The following is an 18,314-nucleotide window of genomic DNA, read 5'->3' on the forward strand; positions in this document are numbered from 1 at the left end:
TATTCGCCTCCCTTGTAACCAATTGTACGGTTTGATCGTTTTGACATTCGGCGATACAAAACGCCATCCTTCGTGACATAAGCGGGATACATGCGGGGCGCAGTTCTCGGGGGTACCTTTCACCCACGATGGAGTTTCCGATGACCCCCTTATCTCTCGACATGAACCGCCGCCACTTCATGGCAGCGGCCGCGATCGCAGGTGCTGCAACGATGCTCAAGCCCGCGATGTCCTTTGCCGCCGCCGCGACCGGGTCGGATGAAATTCGTCCGTTCAAGATTGACATCCCCGAGAGTTCGATCAAGGAACTCAAGCAGCGGATCGCCACTGCCCGGTGGCCCGCGATGGAAAACGTCGCCGACGACTCGCAGGGCGTCCAGCTCGCGAAGCTTCGCGAACTGGTCAGCTACTGGGGCGACGGATACGACTGGCGGAAAGTCGAGAAGCAGCTGAATTCGCTGACGATGTTCATGACCGAAATCGACGGTCTCGACATCCACTTCATTCATGTCCGTTCGAAGCACGAAAATGCCCTTCCGCTTATCATGACGCACGGCTGGCCGGGTTCGATTCTGGAAATGTTGAAAGTCATCGACCCGCTCACCAATCCGACGGCTCACGGCGGTAAGGCCGAAGACGCTTTCCATCTGGTCGTGCCTTCAATTCCGGGTTTCGGATTTTCGGGAAAGCCGACGACTAAGGGTTGGGGATCCGACCACATCGGTCGTGCATGGGGAACGCTCATGAACCGCCTCGGCTACGAGACGTTTGTCTCCCAGGGCGGAGACTGCGGTTCGGTTATCTCGCAACGCATGGCGCTGCAGAACGTCCCCGGTTTGCTCGCTATCCATCTGAACATGCCTGCGATCGTGCCCAAGGAGATCGAACACATCCTGGCCGCCGGCGACGACGCCCCAGCGGACCTGACAGCCAAGGAACGCGCGTGCTTCGACAAGCTGCGGGTTTTCTACCGCGACAGCGCCGGGTACGCGAACATGATGCTGACCCGTCCACAGACGATCGGATACTCGCTTGTGGATTCGCCTATCGGCCTCGCAGCTTGGATCTACGACAAGTTCGCCACATGGACTTACAGCGACAAGCAGCCCGAAAAAGTGCTTACCCGTGACGAAATGCTGGATGATATCTCGCTTTACTGGTTCACGGAAACCGGAGCCTCGGCCGCCCAGATCTATTGGGAGGACCACACCAATAACTTCAATGCCATCCATATCCCTTCGCTTCCTGTCGCAGTCAGCGTCTTCCCCGGCGAGATTTACCAGGCACCTAAGACCTGGGTGGAGCGCGCCTATGGAAATCTGGTCTACTTCAACGAAGTCGACAACGGCGGCCATTTCGCCTCGTGGGAGCAGCCCGGCATCTTCACCGACGAAGTCCGCGCCGCATTCCGTTCGTTCCGCTCGTAGCGGTTTTCGGTCGCCGCTCTTGCGGCGACCGTCCTCCTTGGGCACAATGTCTCACATTGTCCCGTTTCGCCCCCAGCCCATGCGGAAATGAAAGCAGACAGATCATGAAGTACGCGGCACCGATAATCCTGGTCACTCTGGTTTTCGTCGGCAGCGTCGTCTGCAACCGCGTAACGCCGCTTGTGTTTGGGCTTCCAATGTTTTTCGCCTGGCATCTCTTCAGCGTCTTCATGATGTCCGCCGGAATGTGGATCATTTTCAAGTTGGATCCACAGAACCGTCTGGCAGGCCCGGAGACCGAACGGAACCTAGATACGTAGGCGGTACGCCGAATATCTGGCGGGTCACTCTCGGGAAAACCGCGCCAATCGCGTGCTTACGATCTGTATGGCCAGGCCGTACGGAGATTTACGACCATGGGACGACATTCTAACGGGGCGGGGGTTTCGAAAACTCGTCTTCTACTGCTTTTCGGCATCTTTTTGATAGCGATGAACCTACGTGCACCGTTCACCGGGGTAGCGCCGTTACTCGACGTCCTGAAGGCGACTTTCTCCCTGAGTACCGCGCAGAGCGGGCTTCTCATTACATTGCCACTGCTGGCGTTTTCGTTCATATCGCCATTTGCCGCTTTGTTCGCAAGCAGATGGGGCCTCGAGCGATCTCTCCTGGGCGCTCTCTTGGTCATCGCGGCTGGCATACTGCTGAGGTCGGTGGGTTCGACCACCGCGCTTTACGTCGGCACGGCGATCATTGGAGCGGGCATCGCTGTCGGAAACGTTCTGCTCCCGAGCGTGTTGAAGCGAGACTTCCCAAGCCGCGTCGCCGCGTTGACAGCGGGTTACGTACTGATCATGGGATGTACTGCGGCGCTGGTATCAGCTATTGCGGTGCCATTGGCCGGATTGGGTGGAGGGAGCTGGCATCTGGCTTTAGCTGCGACGGTCGTGCTACCCGTATTAGCTGCTGTAGCCTGGCTACCGCAGGTCAGTCGTCGCCGCGAGTCTTCAACTTCGATCGCAAAAGCGATGCGGCGAGCCCCGATCTGGCGGTCCGCTATAGCCTGGCAGGTAACGATTTTCCTCGGTCTCGACTGCTTTCTTTACTACGTGGGCGTGAGCTGGCTCCCGGCGATCCTGCATGATGCGCAATTCTCCCAGGAGCAAGCGGGATCCATGCATGGTGTGCTTCTTCTCTCGACGGCGCTGCCGGGCCTCGTGTTGATACCGCTTGCTCCCCGGATGAAGGACCAGCGAAACGCTGCCTGCCTGCTCGCGCTGTCCATAATGGTCGGTTTGCTCGGTCTTCACTTTGTGCCGAAGCTTGCCGTGCTGTGGATTCTTTTCTTCGGGTTTGGAGCAGGCGGCGGCCTCATTCTGGCGTTGACGTTTCTCAGCCTCAGGACAGCGGATGCTACCGACGCCGCGTCGTTGTCCGGAATGTCGCAGAGTCTTGGATATCTCCTCGCTGCGACCGGTCCCGCCATGATTGGCTTCTTCCGCGATGTGTCTGGTGGATGGGGAGCGCCACTGTTGGTCTGTGCAGGGTTTAGCATCGTCATGGCGGTCGTCGGCTTGATGGCGGGCCGAAACATTCAGATCAGCGTTGACCGGGGATCAGCGACCGCGTGATCGCACATATCCCGCCGCCAGTCATGACGGCGGGATATCTACCAACATCATTTCGCCGATAGCTTGTTTAACCGCACGCTTCGCATATCGCAGCGATATGTGTGCAATCCGTACCGCAACAGCCACCAAGAACCGTTATGGCAGGCATCGCCCTAACAATGTCTCGATATCGGTTAGCGAGATCGACCGGATCGCCTGCATCCAAAGTGCCGGATTCGTCGAGAGCCGCATGAGTTTCGGTCGACGCGTTCGCTCTTAGCCCACGCAGGCGGTTTGCCCATGGAGCCGTTGGATCCAAGCCCGCAGAGATGTGAATCGGGTGTGAGCAATTGACCATGTAGTAAACTGGCGAAGAGCCCGTCGCGGCATCGACGGAGGTGATGGCGTCTCCGAGAGGAGTTCCATCGATCAGGCGGCCATCTGTCTCAACCGTGAACGATATCGAGCAGGGCATGTTGAAAGCTGCTGCGGCCCTCGCGATCCCCACAGCTTCGGCGACGTTGGTCAAAGTGTAGGCAGCGATCATGTCCGCTTCGCTTTCCGCAAAGCAAGCGACTTGGTGGCTATGGTAGTCCTGTGCATCCTCAGCGGAGAATATGGAGGCCTTGTAACCGTCTCCCCTGGGGCCAATGGTACCGCTGACGACAATTGGAGGGTTTCTATTCTCGGACTTGGCCCTCAAGTCTGTGAGCATCTCGACAGATGCCGCATTGATTCCAGCAAGCCGATCGAGATCATAGCCGAGTTTGCGGCCCCAATCGGGGTTGGCACGCCAGGTCGGCGTATCCAGGATCAATCCTCGCCCGAACCGGCGGGCAAGCTCCAGATACTCACCGTAGTAGGCATCGAGCTTGAGACGTCCCTCTCGCGTGTCCACCAGGACAAAGGAAGCGAACAGCGGAATGTCGATGTTGTGCTGGAAAATGAGGGTCGTGTTGATCCCCCCGTCGGTGATGAAGGGTTCGCCTGAAAGGTGAGGCAGGTTTCTGCGGTATTTCATGATCTCAAGTCCTCTGCATCGTTTGAGAAGCAGGGACCTGATATTGATACGTAGTTACGACCCGATTTGAAGGTTTTGCTCATCGGCTACATATGGAACGCGGAGGCTTGTCTTGGACGATGAGCCCTGTTTTCCTCGCACATTCATTGAGCTCGCTTATCGATACCGAAAATGCCACTACGACGTTGATGGCAAGAATGCGCCAATAGGAGACATGAGCGGCCACGAGGTTCGGGTCTGGAATAGGGCCGAATGCTGACGGTTAGTTTTCCGCCCACGCGATGAGCAGAACGGACGTTCGGCACCAAGAGGCACTCCGCCGCTTCCGGCCATTCGTCGACGTGTAGGAGTTGTACGATGCGAGCCATTGGAGGAGACATTCGCCGCAACGGCAACTGAGAGGTCGCCATCATGAAAGCATGATTTGATGAGCGGAAATGCTACGCATTGCTGAGCTCGTAACCTTTTCGCTCAAAGAAAGCCCTCAAAGCCGAACCGAATTTCTCAACTTCTGTATCCGCTATCGAGTGCATAGTTCGTATTTCACCGAAGGAGAACCTTCCGCCGACCTGAACCGAAGACTCGCGGCCGTGAGATACCGCATTTCGCCGCTCACGAAGATTATTCAAGCGGCCTCTCTCCATTGCGCCAATTCTAAAGTTGGGCACACCGAGGAACTGGCAGCACTGCTCCATCGTTGAGCCGTCAACATTCTGAAGGCGCGGCGAAAATGGGTTGCTTGCAACGCTGAACTCAAGATCCTGAGTGAGCATGGAAAATAGCTCAATCGACTTACTGAGTGAATTATCATCGGAGCAATCGCGAAGCGACTGTATTCTCGGGTAGTGAAAAATCGCCTGAACTTCCGGGATGCAGTTTTTGACGCGCGAAGCGTATGACGTGACGACCGCCAACGCCTCTTCAACGTATGCGTTAATCCCCCGTTCCATCGCTGAGTAAATCGCAACAAGCAGTAGACCACGCAACGCCTTGTCCGGGTCAGTTGAGGGCGCGAGACTTTGTGATGCGCCGGGGTCGAGCCGGTTTATCACTTGGAGAGCTTCCGTGAACCTGCCGCGCACCTCCAGATGGGCGTCCACAAAGCTCATCCAGAAACGGCCTCTCTAACGATCTCAATTCTCCGCAACAATTTGGGGTTACTATTCGTGCCAGCTGAGGTTGCCTTCTTGAGATCCTCATCGTCCAGTACGGCCCTAAGGGCAGCTTCATTTATTTGATTCCCCGCGCTGATTACGTCCGCGACTCCAACAGATACGGCTTCAAACAATAGAAGCGGCGTTGTGTTCTTTCGTTCGCTTCGAACTACACCATCCGGGAGCGCACTCGACAAAACATCCATTGTGTTGGCGAACAGTTCAGACAGCGCCTTCTTGTTTTTGAACGCCTTCGTCTTGTCTTCCATATAGGTGTTCAGAAATTCTTTTACGGAGTGTTTGAAGTCGTCCCTGTGCTCGAAATAGGCGAAGAACTTCAGTACAACCTCCTCCATGTTGCCACGGCCTTCACGATTTGATTTCTTGAACACTTTTTCCAAGCGCTCATCGGCGGCGCACGATTTAATGAATTCGTTAAACTCCCCTTGAAACACGCAATTTCGGATTTCCTGCTGGTGCAGGATTATACCTCCGGTGTTCAGCCGCTCAAATAGGTCGAATCTGACTTGGTAATCACTCAGATCATTGAGAACGGTTATCCTCACGGGTCTCGTTAGGAAGTTGAGCTTTAGCGTCTCAGGGAGGTCAGAGAATTTCGTTCCGTTCAGGCCTGGAACCTTTTCGATGCCGCCAATCGTCAGCTCGTGTGTCGAAATGTCCGAGACTCCTGAGCGAAATTGCGGCCTAACAAAGTTCACAAGCGTAGTGATCCTCTGCAGACCGTCGATGCACTCCCAGCTTGAGTCTTCATTTGTCGCCATGAATAGACTGGGAACGGGAATTCCCAGAAACACCGACTCAATCAATGCCGACTCTCTATCCGACTTCCAAACGAAATGCCGCTGGTAGTCGGGTGCCACCTTTATCTGTCCTTCGGCAACCATATCCAGTAGTTGCTTCGCGGTGATGTCGTAGGTATCAAACCCAACTGTTCTTCGCTGCTGCTTGAGCTCGGAAGATATTTTCGTTGCATCCATTGGGCACCTGAGTGAGCGAAGAAAGTTTTTGAGATCGCTGTCACACTAATGCCATTCTTGTCGAGCGACAAGTTCGCGAAAAGCTAAAAGCTCCTACGGGCGGATTACTGGGGGAGTCGCTCGACTGCATGAGGGGGTGTGTAGCGGCGGGTGGGTTCGTATGAATCTCAGCCGGGCAACAGCGGCGAATTCGACGGCAAGTCAAAGGCTACACGACCAAAGATTTCATAGCTCGTGGTGGTGCAAAGCCCGGCATGGGAAATGGCAGTACGGATATCCCTCCAAGCTTGACTTAAAGGGTTTTCTTCGCGTGCGAAGCTACCTCCGGAGGCGTCGGCAAGCCGATCCATGGCCTCCCATGATAGTCGGCAGGCAAATGCAGCATCACGCCATATTCTGGCCTTTTCCTCGCGTGTCAGGTTTCTTCCGGCGGCACTGGCGGCTTCAAGTTCGGTAATCGAGCGCCGCGTGATGGTCTCGGCGGCATCGATTTTCGCTGCGGCTTCTGCGACTTGCAAATGCGTGACGGCAGCCTCGCTCTGTTTCCTGTAATATGTCATCGCAATCTGTCGCTTAGGTGCGGTTTCGATGAATTTCTCAAGTGCTCCCCTCGCTATCGCTATCGAAGGCGCTGCCATCTTGATCATCACCGTTGGCACTACGGGCATGCGGTACAGTGGGGATTTGCCAGCCCTGTCCGGCGGATATTCATCCCTTAGCAGGTCGCTATGTGAAACAAGTCTCACGTCAGGAATGAAAACGTCTTCCGCGACCACTGTCGAACTGCCTGAGCCACGTAGTCCGACCGACCTCCAGTCGTCCAGAAGTCTGAGCTGATCGGTTGGGACCACGCCCGACACAAGGTCTATGGGACTGCCTTCCGGGCCGAAGACGGGAACGCCGACGATGTTCCATCCAGAATGCTGGACGCCACTGTTGAAGGTCCACCGCCCCTCCGATATGTGCATTCCTCCATCCACTCGCACGGCGGATACCTTATTCGGGACCATCACGGCGCTCGTCAACGGGTTCTGGCTTTCGAAGACATCCCTAGCCACGATTTCAGAGAAGAATGTCGAGACCATCCAACTCCCGCAGCTAAGAATGGCATAGGTCCACGCTACAGAGCCGTCCGCCCGGCCAAGCTCCTGCACGATGTCGAAAAACGTGTGAAGGCTGGTTTCGGAACCCCCATAATCCTTGGGCACTTGTGCCGACAACAACCCGCTTTGGCGCAACTCCACGACAGTGCTGTCCGGTAGCTTGCGAAGCTCACTTGTTTCGCCGCGCCTCTCTCGAAGACAAGGTAGGAGCGATCTTGCTACAGAGACCAGCGGGTGTGAAACACCGATCGCGTCGCGCGGTTCATCTTCGAAATCTGACATCGTCATCCCGGATCTGGTTGTTCGAGCTATTCTCTATGAGGAGGCTGCCACTCCAAAAGCGCAGGCTTGTGTCAAATGCGGGCGACTTCGTTACGACCGTAACGGACGGCGTTGATCAACGGGCTAAACAGGATCGGGCGTTCTGATGATGTAGGGGAGACCCTTTGCTCCGCAGGCAGGCGAACAGTTTTGTAGCAAACTGTAATCGATGGGTTCGGGAACATAGTTTCTTACAGTTCGCAAAATTTCCGACATAACGCAGATACACGGCAAAGGTCATCTCGGGGGGTCATTCAGACCCAAGGAGATCACATGTCACCGTATGCAAACATCCTCGTCGCGCTGACTGCGGGAGCGTTCTCGTTCGCAGCTCCGGCTATGGCCGCGGAAAAGCCCACCATCGTTCTCGTCCATGGCGCATTTGCCGAATCGAACAGCTGGAACGGCGTGATCAAAGACCTGGAGGCGGACGGTTATCCCGTTGTCGCCGCCGCCAACCCATTGCGGAGCGTCAAGGGTGATGCGGCGTACGTTTCCTCGCTTCTCTCAGGCATCAAAGGACCCGTCGTCCTGGTTGGCCACTCCTATGCTGGTCATGTTATTTCAGGGGCTGCCAATGGCCATGAAAACGTGAAGGCTTTGGTATACGTCGCGGCGTTCGCACCCGAGGCGGGGGAAAGCGCGGCTGCGCTCAGCGGCAAGTTCCCAGGCAGCTCTCTTGCGCCGACCCTCGCGCCGCCCGTCACTCTGACCGACGGCGGTCACGACCTCTACATCGATCAAGCGAAGTTCCACGATCAGTTCGCTGCGGATGTTCCCGAGGCAGAGGCAAAACTTATGGCGGCGGGCCAGCGTCCGATCGCTGAAGCTGCACTCGGCGAACCAGCAGGCGATCCGGCCTGGAAAAAGATCCCTTCTTGGTTCGTTTACGGCGATGCCGACAAGAACATTCCGGCCGCGGCGATGTCGTGGATGGCGGAACGTGCAAAATCAAAGGAGACCGTCGTAGTCAAAGGCGCTTCCCACGTGCTGATGGTGTCCCACCCTGACGTTGTCGCCGACCTCATCGAAAAGGCTGCGAAGACGAGCAGCAAATAACGAAGAAAAGCAGCAAATAACAAAAAAGCCCTTGGCCTGACGGCTGGGGGCTCTCTTCCAAATTCAAAGTGCACTGACCCGACTTCCACGACCGCGGCAGCACGTGCGCACAGAAAGGACATTGTCGATGTTCAGGATCTTAAAGAAGCAAACATCTGGTTCCTCCCTAACCGAGGCGAACCATTTTGGCCGTCACCCCACTCTTCCAAGTCGTCCGGCGGGCAGGTCGAATACCACCTTGAAAGCATGCACTCTAGCGTTTGCCCTCCTATCGGTAACGGGAAGCAATCTCGCATGGGCAGTCGAAAAACGCTCGGCCGCGGCGACAAGTTGTCAGTCAGCTCAGCAGACGATCAGCCGTGACGGCGCACTTATCCTGAGATATCCGTCCATGAGAATTGCTGGCCTCACTCTATATGATCGATACGTGCAGCGCAGCAGTCAGTGCGACGAGCACGAGGAGGCTGTTTCCATGAGCATCGCCGTAGCCGACGGTGAGAGCTGCAGTCTCTACGTCTGCCGCGAACGTTCCAACGGGCACTGAGGCTATGACGGTTGAAGTCTGCCCAGCACCCTGACCGCAGGGCTGACAGCAAAGTCCGCGAACGGCATCTCTATCTGTCGGTGTTCGGGAAAAGCTGTCTGTCCGAGGTCACCGTCCCACTCGAAGACGTGCATACTCTTCTGCTGTCGCGAGACGCTCTTCGTTGAGGCCAATTTCGTATCCTGACGACTTCAAGTGTCGGACAAGACGCCCGGTCGCGACATTCCCTGCTGCGCCGGGGGCGTATGGACAACCGCCTAGTCCTCCGGCAGCACTGTCGAACACACGGATGCCGTGGCCGAGCGCAATATCGACATTGGTAAGAGCCAGTCCGGAAGTATCGTGGAAATGGCATGCGATGCTGTCAAAGGGAATTGCCTGCAAGACCTCCGCCAGCATAGCGTCGACCCTGTCGGGGGTGGCGCTTCCGATGGTATCAGCGACGGCGATCTCCCCGCAACCGACCGCAATCAGCCGCTCAGATACGGACCTTACCAGAGACGGATCTATTGCTCCTTCGAACGGGCAGTCCACCGCGCAGGACACGTAGCCCCTGACCGGAATGCCGTGCTGTTCGGCGATGGCTATGACAGGCTTGAACCGATCAATGCTTTCCTTGATCGTACAGTTGATGTTTTTTTCGGCAAAGGTCTCCGAGGCGCTTGTGAACACGGCAAGCGCTTGCGCGCCCGCTTTGATGGCAGAAAGAGCACCTTTCTCGTTTGGAACCAGCGCCGATAGCACAAGACCATTTCTTCTCGTCGAGCGTCGCATGACATCGTCGTGATCAGCCATCTGCGGCACCCATTTCGGCGATACAAACGCCGTCGCTTCGATGCGAGTAAACCCGGCATCGGCGAGAAGCGAAATCAGTTTCAGCTTATCGTCCGTGGCGATCAAAGCCTTTTCGTTCTGCAGACCGTCACGGGGACCGACTTCTACGATCGTGACTTTCTTGTCGTCGGCCATCAGTGCACCGCTGCATACATGATCTTTTCTTCAGTCGCGTCCTCAATCGACAGTTCTTCGACGATGCGTCCCTGACGTGCCACCAGGATCCGATCCGAGATCGCCAAGATTTCCGGCAGGTACGACGAGATGACCACGACTGCCGCACCAGCGTCTGCGAGTTGCTGGATGATCGTGTGGATTTCGGCTATAGCACCGACGTCCACCCCTCGTGTCGGCTCGTCGAAGATAATGATCTCCGGTGCCTGGATCAGGCTCTTGGCGATCACGACCTTCTGCTGGTTTCCTCCCGACAGTTCCACCACCCGCGCGCTGGGTCGGATTGAGCGAATGTGAAGCTTTTCCATCCATTGAGACGCCTCGCGACGCGCCTGCGACATAGTGACGATCGACACAGGGTTGGCGCGCTTGGACAGTTTTCCATAGAAGATATTCTGGGCAATGCCCATCGTATCGAAGATACCGTCCTGCTTACGGTCTTCGGTGATATAAGCGACACCCTGATTGATCGATTGGCGCGGCACGCTGAAACGGACGATCTTGCCGTTAAGCTTGATCCTGCCGCCGTGAAAGAAATCGCGTTTCAGGACGCCTGCCGCGATCTTCATCATTTCGGTACGGCCCGCACCGACCAAGCCGAACATTCCAGTGATCTGGCCGGAAAATACGGACAACGTGGCACTGCGAACAACCTTGCCCATTGATACGTTTTCCAAAGCCAGAACCTTGCGTCCGGCCGGACGCGCCTTGCGGCTGGTCGCTTCTCCGTATAGCGCGTCCGTCAACTGTCGGCCGACCATGGCCTGGACGATCCGGTCCCGGGTGAAGTTTGCGGCGTCATCGGTCACGACCAGCTCGCCGTCCCGCAAGATGCTAATGCGGTCGGCGATCGCAAGAGCTTCCTCCAGGGCGTGGCTGATGAAGATGATCGATCCGCCATCGGCTTTAAGGCGTTCCACGAGGGTAAAAAAGTGCTGCTTTTCTTCCGGGGTCAACGTTGCCGTCGGCTCGTCGAAGATGAAAATGTTCGCCCGATGCTGGACCGCACGGGCGATCTCGACCATTTGCTTCTTTGCCGCGCCAAGCGAGGAGACGAGCGCCGTAGGTTCGACGTGGAAGCTGAGGCGCTGCAACTGCTGCTGCGCCCGGATGTTAACGCCCCTCAGGCGGTTGAAAAAGCTTTCCTCTCCCAAGAACAAATTCTGAGCAACGGTCATTGAGGGAATGAGGTTGGTTTCCTGAAACACCATAGCGACGCCATGCTTCAGCGCGTCGGCCGGCGACGAGAATGACAGTACCTTGCCATCGATCAGCATCTCGCCGGCGCTTAAAGAGTAGAGACCCGCCAGAACCTTCGTCAGCGTCGATTTGCCCGCACCGTTTTCGCCAAGGAGCGCGTGGACCTCGCCTTTTCGCAGGGTGAAATTAACGTTCTTGAAGGCCGCGACACTGCGGAACTCCTTTGTGGCATTCTTGAATTCAACGATCCCGTTCATACCGATGCTCCCGAACCGAGGTCGAGACGCAGGAGCGCGCCCGCGCCCCGTGACGCGATATACAGGAAGCCATTCAGCTCGACGACGGACGCGATGCCGTGGATACGTCCATCAGCCCGCGAGTGGTAGCTTGCCACGGGAACCATTGTGCTATCGAGACGCACGACCAGTCCGTAGGAGCGGGAAGGGGCCCAGGGCTTCATCACCCCCATCTGCCGCACCGAACCGGATTGCAAAGGCTGCTCGTCGTTTCCGCCGTCGGAAAAATCAGGTCCGATCCACGCGTCGGGCGGAATGGTCGCCATCATTTCGGTGCGGTAGTCGTCTTCGCGCAGCACGAGTTCGGTCAATTGTCGCCTGGGCGCAAACAGCGCCAGCCAATGACCGCCATCGGAAGCGGGCGACAGCCGCGCCGGATAGGCGGGAAGCTCGGCAAGCAGGCTCGCCTGGCTTGAAATAGAGACGATTCGATACCGCCAACTTTCCGAGACAAGCACCTTGCCATCCTGGGCGAAGGCCATTCCGTAGGGAAAAGCAAGCCCGTTGCGGATCACCTCGGTCGCGCCCGTCGAAACTCTGTGGCGGACCACCGACCCTGTGGTCCCGTGGCCCATCAGGTCCCGTTTCCAGTCAGACATCGCGTGCAGTGCCGATCCCAAGGTCAATAGGATCGTATCGTCATCCTCAAACAGTGCGGCGGTAACGCAGGCTATCTGGTCGCCCGGCAAATCTAGGAGTCGATAGACGGCTGTCCCGGCCGTCATAAGCGCTACGCCGACGCCCTCGATGGCGATCGCCAGCGTTCGATCCGCAGAGGCGGCTATCGCGGTGATGGGACCATCAAAGGAAAGGACAGGCTGGCTTTGCTTCAGACCTGGGTCAATTAGCAATAGTGCATTCGCGCTGCTACAGTAGAGTTGTCCATTCAGGCAGACGAGATTATCGATCTGGGAGACATCCAGAAGGTGCTCGGCGCTATCGAGAAGCGTGTTTGGTTTCAACACGCCGTCCATAGCAGGCACGCTGAAGGCGTCCCCGTCACCGCGATTAAAGATACTCGAGATGCGCGAGAGAAGTCCCATCAGTTGTTCCCCCAGTAATCTTTCCGTGCGGTCCAGTCGGGATCGGCATCGGGTAAGCGTACGCGGCCTATGCGGTTGTTGGAGACCCCGCCGAGGTAGAGATAACCCTTATGTTCGCAAGTCGAGGTGATCGACGGATGGTTTTCGCCCTTCTTGTCCCACAGCACGTCCAGGACTTCGCCGCTCTCCGATATTTGGACCACACAGCCACGATTGACGTTCGGAAACAGCCACTCATCAGCAGCAATTCGGCGTGCCATGCGGCGACGGAATTCCGGCTTGCGCATCGCAAGGTCGAATGTCTTCGTGCGCAGGCCGAGAAGGGCGATCCAGTAGGTATTGTTGGAGCCGCGATTGATGTTGTCCGGATAGCCCGGAAGGTTGGAAACGAGCACTTCGATGCGACCCTTGTCCGGGCCGTCGAACCAGTAGCGCGAAATCCGGCAGGCCCAAGTTTCGGCAAAGAGCAGCGACTGACCATCGCGGCAAATGGTGATGCCGTTCGGAAAGATCAGTCCGCGCAACAGAGTGCGGGTCCTGCCTGTTTTGGGATCGTGGCAGATCAGGCGGCCATTCCCGCGGCCCTCCAGCGCATCCACGACCCAGTCGGCCATTTCGTAGCGAATGGTCGCCTCACTGAAGAAAATCCGGCCGTCGGGAGCCACGTCGAGATCGTCGGGCAGCCGCAAACGGGAGTCGTCAATGACCGAAAACCAACTCCGGTTCGTCTCGTCGGTGACGCGCGACACCAGTCCGTCTGGGCTGACCTTGTAGACGCCCATGCCACCGACACAAGTCAGGAGGTCGCCGTTTTCGGCAAACGAAAGGCCGAGCGGGTGCCCTCCGATCCGTGCAAAGATTTCGCTTTTCTTATAGTCGGGCGCTAGGAAGCGTACGATCGTCCCGTGCCGCGTCCCGGTGTAGAGGTTATCGTTGCGGTCGAGCACGACGTCTTCCGGTCCTTCGACATCGCCAAGACCGATCAGGTCGACATCGCGCAGGCGGTCGTTGAAGGCAAACGGATCGTCCTGCGTCCGAATGCGCTCGGGAAGCTCCAGATAGGTCGGAGAGACATAGACCTTGCTGAGGATCTTGCTGCGGTTCTTCACCCACTTGGCATCGAACAGCACGGCGAAGATCAGAATGGTGCCGAGCAGCAGTTGATTGACGGAGCCGGGGGTCGACAAACGGATGAGGCCGTTCGTTAAGATCAGCACGAGGATCGCGCCGATGATCGCATTGCCGACGGAACCGCGTCCCCCGCCGAGCGAAACCCCGCCAAGTACGACTGCCGTCAAAACGGAAATCTCAAGGCCGATGCCTGTATCAGCACCAGTGCTTCCAAGTCGGGCGGAAAAGAGGAATGCGGCGATGGACGTCAGGATGCCGGACGCGACATAAGCCATGCAGACCGTAGCCTTCACGTTGATACCCGCGTTGTAGGCGGACTTTCGCGCACCACCCACGGCGCGCAAACGCCACCCCGGACGAAGCCGTGAGAGCGTGATGTGAATGGCAACCGCAATCACCGCAAAGATTAGAAACGATACAGGAAGGCCGTAGAAGTTGCCGAAGCCGAGATAGTCCCAGGTCGGCGAATCCGGGGTGTAGCCGACGATGGCGCTGGCAAGGCGCGGGAAGACAATGTCGTAAAGCGCGCGATAAATGACGAGCGTTACAAGCGTGGTGATGAAAGCGCGAAGCCGCAGATATCCGATAAGCAAACCATTCAGAAGCCCGCAGACCAGCCCGGTGCCGATCGTCATGGCGAGCGCGACGGGCAGGGGCAGGCCCAACACGTTCATGCCGATAAGCGCGGCAAGAACGGAGAGCGCGAAAGTCGATCCTACCGACAGGTCGATGCCGCCCGACATGATGACGATCGTGAGCGCCAGTGCCACCAAACCGAATTCGGCCAATTGGCGTGCCAGATCGGCGACATAGCCTGCACTCAGAAGACCCGGTATCAAAGATACCATGACAAGGATGGTCACCAGCAGTGCGATGACCGGCATAGCCGTGTCGATCCAGCTTTTGGACAGGACTTCTCCGACCAGACGGCCGGAGAAATATCGGTAGCGCAAGCGGGTCAGCGCATTGCTGTTGGCCATGAACGCGCTCGCTTTACTTCAGTTCGTCGAGTGTCCAGCAGTTGCGCTGGTTGACATTGGCTTTGGTAATAAGGGTTAGCGGATTGAAGTACATGGTCTGGACTTCTCCCGCTGTTCCCTCGGAGGTCAGAAGCCGAACGATCTCCTGGTTGAGTAAGTCCCCCTGGAGCGGCACGTTATAGCTGATGTAGAGGTTGAAGAGACCGTTCTCGACATTCTCGCATCCAACCCTGTTTCCGCCGCCTGACGTGACGAGGAAGACCTGATCGCTTTTGCCCGCTTCCTTGATGGCGGAAGCCGTACCCGTGTCCTGGTTGTCCCAGATACCGATTGCGCCGCAGAGATCCGGATGCTGCTGAAGCACGGTGGACATGATTGAGCGGGCTTTTTCAGGATTGTATTCGGTTGCCTGCTGCGAAACGACCTGAATGTCCGGATGCTCTTTCAGAACGCGATAGATACCGTCGAGCTGGAAGACATCGGAGGCTGCCGTCGGCACACCGGTATCAATGGCCACCTTGGTCGAGATACCCTTGCCAGCGTCGCATTTGGCGGCGACCGCTTCAGCTGCCTTCACGCCGATTTCGGTCCAGTCTGCCCCGACATAGGAATCCGTCGTCGTGTTGGACTCCAGATTGATCTGCACGATCTTGATGCCCGCCGCCTGTGCCTGTTTCAGCAGGCGCGCATAGGACTGGATGTCCGGATTATGGATAACCATCAGGTCAGGCTTTTCGGTGATCAGCGACTGGATCGCCTTTGCGCCCGCATCCGTGCTCCAGGCCGGATCGCGGACCTCGAACTTGTATCCGAGCCTGTCGGCCTGCTTGCGCATCTGCGCGGCCCAGCCCTCGGTCAAGTCGAAACCCATCGACAGCGGCACGAAGACAACGGTTTTGTCTTTCAGCGCGGTGTGGAACGCGGTGCTACGCGGGTTTTCGAGGCCCTTGTCCTGCGCCGTAGCCCAGCCGAGGCCCGCGGCCAGCATTGCGGTTGCGAGTACCGCTCTCTTCACAAACGATGTTTTCATGTTCTCCTCCCAGATTGAACAATGGATAGACGATGTAGTTACAGATCCCCCTGTTGCGACGTCTGTTCGTCGCGGGGGTTGACGATGGAATCGACCACGATCGCCAAGAGCAGCACAACGCCCTTGACGAGGTTCTGGATCGTGTAGTCGATGTTAAGAATAGTCATGCCGTTCAGCAGGATGCCGACGAAGACCGTCCCGAGAATGACGTTGCGGACGGAACCGTGGCCGCCGTTAAGCCCGACGCCGCCCAGCACCACGACGAGAAGGATGTCATAGATCATGGTGGAATTGAACAGGCGCGCATTGATCGCAGCAGCCGAGGACGCGAGTATGAGACCCGCGACGTACGCCACCATGGCGCTGATCGCGTATTGCGCGACGGTCATAGGGCGGGTGGGCATCCCGGTCACGCGCGCGGCGCTCGGGTTGTCGCCCATGGCATACAGCGTCCAGCCAAAGCGGGTACGACTGAGCAGAAATTGAAACACCACGCACAGGATAGCAAAGGCGATGATCGTCACGGGAATGCCGAACACGTTTCCCTGGCCGATGACGCTGAACCAGTCGTTGCCCGGCGGCACGTTTTGCATTTCGAGCGTGAAGAAAAACGTCCGCCCGGTTCCGTAGATCACCGATCCTGCGGCAAGCGTCGCGAAGATCGGCGGTACGTCACCGAACGCGATTAGCGCGCCGATGATCATCCCGGCCACAACGGCAAACACGGCTCCAATCACAAGGGCAACCTCGAACGGATATCCCGCGCGTGCAATGACGAACGCCCAGGAGACCGACACCACCATGATGGCGATCATCGAGATGTCGATGCCGCGTGCGATGACGACCAGAGCCATGCCGAGCGCCAGAATTCCAAGGATGGAAACGCTACGGACCAGGACCAGCAGATTGCCCGTTGTGAAAAAACTAGGAAGCAACACGGAAAACAGCACGAAGGCGACGATCGCCAGCGAAAATACGATCCCCTCCTGGCTTCGCAACAGCTTCGCGAAGAAAGGCGTGCGGTCTGTCCCGTCCGTGTTTCCCGAGAGACTCATGGTTCAGGCTCCGCCCCGCATTTCGTCCAGCAGTTCTTTGGCACGATCGACGCGGACATCGTGATTGGCGGCGAGCGCCGATGCGATTGTCTCGATCTCGTCACCCTCCGCACCAGCGACGATGGCGATGTTGCGCGCATGAAGCGCCATATGGCCTTTCTGGATGCCTTCGCTGGCAAGCGCGCGCAGAGCCGCCATGTTCTGGGCGAGACCTACGGCGACGGTGACTTCCGCGAGTTCCTGCGCGCTTTGAACGCCGAGGATTTTCAGTGCGGCGCGCGCCGCCGGATGCGTCTTCGTCGCCCCGCCGACGAGGCCGAGTGCCATCGGCATTTCAAGAGTTCCGACCAGATTGCCCTTGCCGTCAATTTCCCAGTTCGTCAGAGAGGTATAGCGACCTGACCTAGCGGCCCAGACATGTGCGCCTGCCTCGATCGCACGCCAGTCGTTGCCTGTCGCCACAACGACCGGATCGATGCCGTTCATGATCCCCTTGTTGTGGGTAGCTGCGCGGTAGGGGTCGACCAGTGCGAAAGCGCAGGCCTCGACGATGCCGCGGGCAATGCGCTCGCCCTCGTATTCCTTCGTCTTCAGAGCCTGCGGCGTGACGGACACCATGGCGCGGGCGAGCCGCAGATCGGCGTAGTTAGAAAGGATGCGCAAGCGTACCACGCCACCTGTGATGGCTTCGATCATCGGTGCCACCGTTTCGGCCATGGTGTTCACGGTGTTGGCACCCATTGCGTCGCGCACGTCCACGAGGAGGTGGACCGCGATCATTGCACCGACGGCGGTCTTTTCGAAGACATGGACTTCGATGTCCTTACAGCCGCCGCCCAGTGAAATGAGAATTTTGTCACGGGCGTTCGCAGCCGCGATAATGGCGTCGCGCTCCCTTAGAACCCGTGCCCGTGCTCCGTGGGGGTCGCTCAGCTCCAGGACCTGGATTTGGGCCCGCATGATCGGACCGGTGCTCGATGTCTGAAACCCGCCGCAGTCACGTACGATCCGCGCCATGAAAGACGCGGCGGCGACGACGGAAGGTTCTTCGACTGCCATAGGAACGAGGTAGTCGCGGCCATTGACCGTGAAATTGGTGGCGATGCCGATCGGGAGCTCGAAAGTGCCGATGACGTTTTCGATCATGCCGTTCGCAAGTGTTAGCGGAAGCCCACCGCCCGCAAACGTGTTTCTTTCAATATCGCTCAGGGATGTCGCGCTCGCTACGCGGTCCAGTCTTTCGGACGGCGCAAGATTGCGCAGGTTTTCAAGACGCGAATTCACGGCGGGACGGGTCCCGCTCTTCTCCACTTCGGCCAAGGCCGCCTCCCATG

15 protein-coding genes are annotated in these 18,314 nt (G+C 57.6%); 4 read left to right on the forward strand and 11 right to left on the reverse strand.

Going from position 1 to position 18,314, the window contains the following annotated elements:
* Positions 1–140 precede the first annotated feature (140 nt).
* The 3 genes from PYR65_RS04865 (at position 141) to PYR65_RS04875 (ending at position 3,058) form a co-directional block, all read left to right on the forward strand.
* The gene (locus PYR65_RS04865; protein WP_276120124.1) at positions 141–1,427 is read left to right on the forward strand and encodes an epoxide hydrolase family protein; all 1,287 of its coding nucleotides are present in this window, start codon (positions 141–143) and stop codon (positions 1,425–1,427) included.
* Positions 1,428–1,531: 104 nt separating this feature from the next.
* A complete protein-coding gene (locus PYR65_RS04870) occupies positions 1,532–1,747 on the forward strand; it encodes a DUF3311 domain-containing protein (protein WP_276120125.1) in 216 nt (71 codons plus the stop codon).
* Between the two features lie 96 nt (positions 1,748–1,843).
* Positions 1,844–3,058 carry an MFS transporter gene (locus PYR65_RS04875; RefSeq protein WP_276120126.1) on the forward strand — a complete coding sequence of 405 codons (1,215 nt, stop codon included), beginning with the start codon at positions 1,844–1,846 and terminating at the stop codon, positions 3,056–3,058.
* Positions 3,059–3,125: 67 nt separating this feature from the next.
* On the opposite strand, the gene PYR65_RS04880 is transcribed toward PYR65_RS04875, so the two are convergent.
* The 4 genes from PYR65_RS04880 to PYR65_RS04895 form a co-directional block, all read right to left on the reverse strand.
* The gene (locus tag PYR65_RS04880) at positions 3,126–4,061 is read right to left on the reverse strand and encodes a homocysteine S-methyltransferase family protein (RefSeq protein ID WP_276120972.1); all 936 of its coding nucleotides are present in this window, start codon (positions 4,059–4,061) and stop codon (positions 3,126–3,128) included.
* 437 nt (positions 4,062–4,498) lie between these two features.
* On the reverse strand, positions 4,499–5,167 hold the full coding sequence (locus PYR65_RS04885; RefSeq protein ID WP_276120127.1) for a HEPN domain-containing protein: 669 nt from the start codon (positions 5,165–5,167) through the stop codon (positions 4,499–4,501).
* Positions 5,164–6,210 carry a DUF262 domain-containing protein gene (locus PYR65_RS04890; RefSeq protein ID WP_276120128.1) on the reverse strand — a complete coding sequence of 349 codons (1,047 nt, stop codon included), beginning with the start codon at positions 6,208–6,210 and terminating at the stop codon, positions 5,164–5,166. The genes PYR65_RS04885 and PYR65_RS04890 overlap by 4 nt, the downstream gene beginning before the upstream one ends.
* A gap of 167 nt (positions 6,211–6,377) precedes the next feature.
* The gene (locus PYR65_RS04895) at positions 6,378–7,595 is read right to left on the reverse strand and encodes an acyl-CoA dehydrogenase family protein (RefSeq protein WP_276120129.1); all 1,218 of its coding nucleotides are present in this window, start codon (positions 7,593–7,595) and stop codon (positions 6,378–6,380) included.
* Between the two features lie 312 nt (positions 7,596–7,907).
* On the opposite strand from PYR65_RS04895, the gene PYR65_RS04900 reads away from it, so the two are divergent.
* A complete protein-coding gene (locus PYR65_RS04900; RefSeq protein WP_276120130.1) occupies positions 7,908–8,693 on the forward strand; it encodes an alpha/beta fold hydrolase in 786 nt (261 codons plus the stop codon).
* A gap of 652 nt (positions 8,694–9,345) precedes the next feature.
* Here PYR65_RS04900 and PYR65_RS04905 read toward each other — a convergent pair.
* Genes PYR65_RS04905 through PYR65_RS04935 form a run of 7 tightly spaced genes read right to left on the reverse strand, consistent with a single transcriptional unit; the run spans position 9,346 to position 18,300 of the window.
* Positions 9,346–10,206, reverse strand: coding sequence for a hydroxymethylglutaryl-CoA lyase (locus PYR65_RS04905; protein ID WP_276120131.1), 861 nt, complete (start codon positions 10,204–10,206; stop codon positions 9,346–9,348).
* Positions 10,206–11,702: a sugar ABC transporter ATP-binding protein gene (locus tag PYR65_RS04910; RefSeq protein WP_276120132.1), complete on the reverse strand. Its 1,497-nt coding sequence runs from the start codon at positions 11,700–11,702 to the stop codon at positions 10,206–10,208. Before PYR65_RS04910 ends, PYR65_RS04905 begins: the two co-directional genes overlap by 1 nt.
* Positions 11,699–12,784: an SMP-30/gluconolactonase/LRE family protein gene (locus PYR65_RS04915; RefSeq protein WP_276120133.1), complete on the reverse strand. Its 1,086-nt coding sequence runs from the start codon at positions 12,782–12,784 to the stop codon at positions 11,699–11,701. Before PYR65_RS04915 ends, PYR65_RS04910 begins: the two co-directional genes overlap by 4 nt.
* Complete coding sequence (locus PYR65_RS04920) at positions 12,784–14,895, reverse strand: ABC transporter permease (RefSeq protein WP_276120134.1); 2,112 nt, start codon at positions 14,893–14,895, stop codon at positions 12,784–12,786. Before PYR65_RS04920 ends, PYR65_RS04915 begins: the two co-directional genes overlap by 1 nt.
* A 13-nt stretch (positions 14,896–14,908) precedes the next feature.
* The gene (locus tag PYR65_RS04925; protein ID WP_276120135.1) at positions 14,909–15,925 is read right to left on the reverse strand and encodes a sugar ABC transporter substrate-binding protein; all 1,017 of its coding nucleotides are present in this window, start codon (positions 15,923–15,925) and stop codon (positions 14,909–14,911) included.
* A gap of 38 nt (positions 15,926–15,963) precedes the next feature.
* The gene (locus PYR65_RS04930) at positions 15,964–16,980 is read right to left on the reverse strand and encodes an ABC transporter permease (protein WP_276120136.1); all 1,017 of its coding nucleotides are present in this window, start codon (positions 16,978–16,980) and stop codon (positions 15,964–15,966) included.
* 3 nt (positions 16,981–16,983) lie between these two features.
* Entirely contained in the window at positions 16,984–18,300 is a 1,317-nt protein-coding gene (locus tag PYR65_RS04935; protein WP_407951279.1) for a hydroxymethylglutaryl-CoA reductase, degradative, read from the reverse strand.
* Positions 18,301–18,314: the final 14 nt, after the last annotated feature.

Origin of the sequence: Pararhizobium qamdonense, assembly GCF_029277445.1 — a bacterium.
GTDB lineage: Bacteria > Pseudomonadota > Alphaproteobacteria > Rhizobiales > Rhizobiaceae > Pararhizobium > Pararhizobium qamdonense.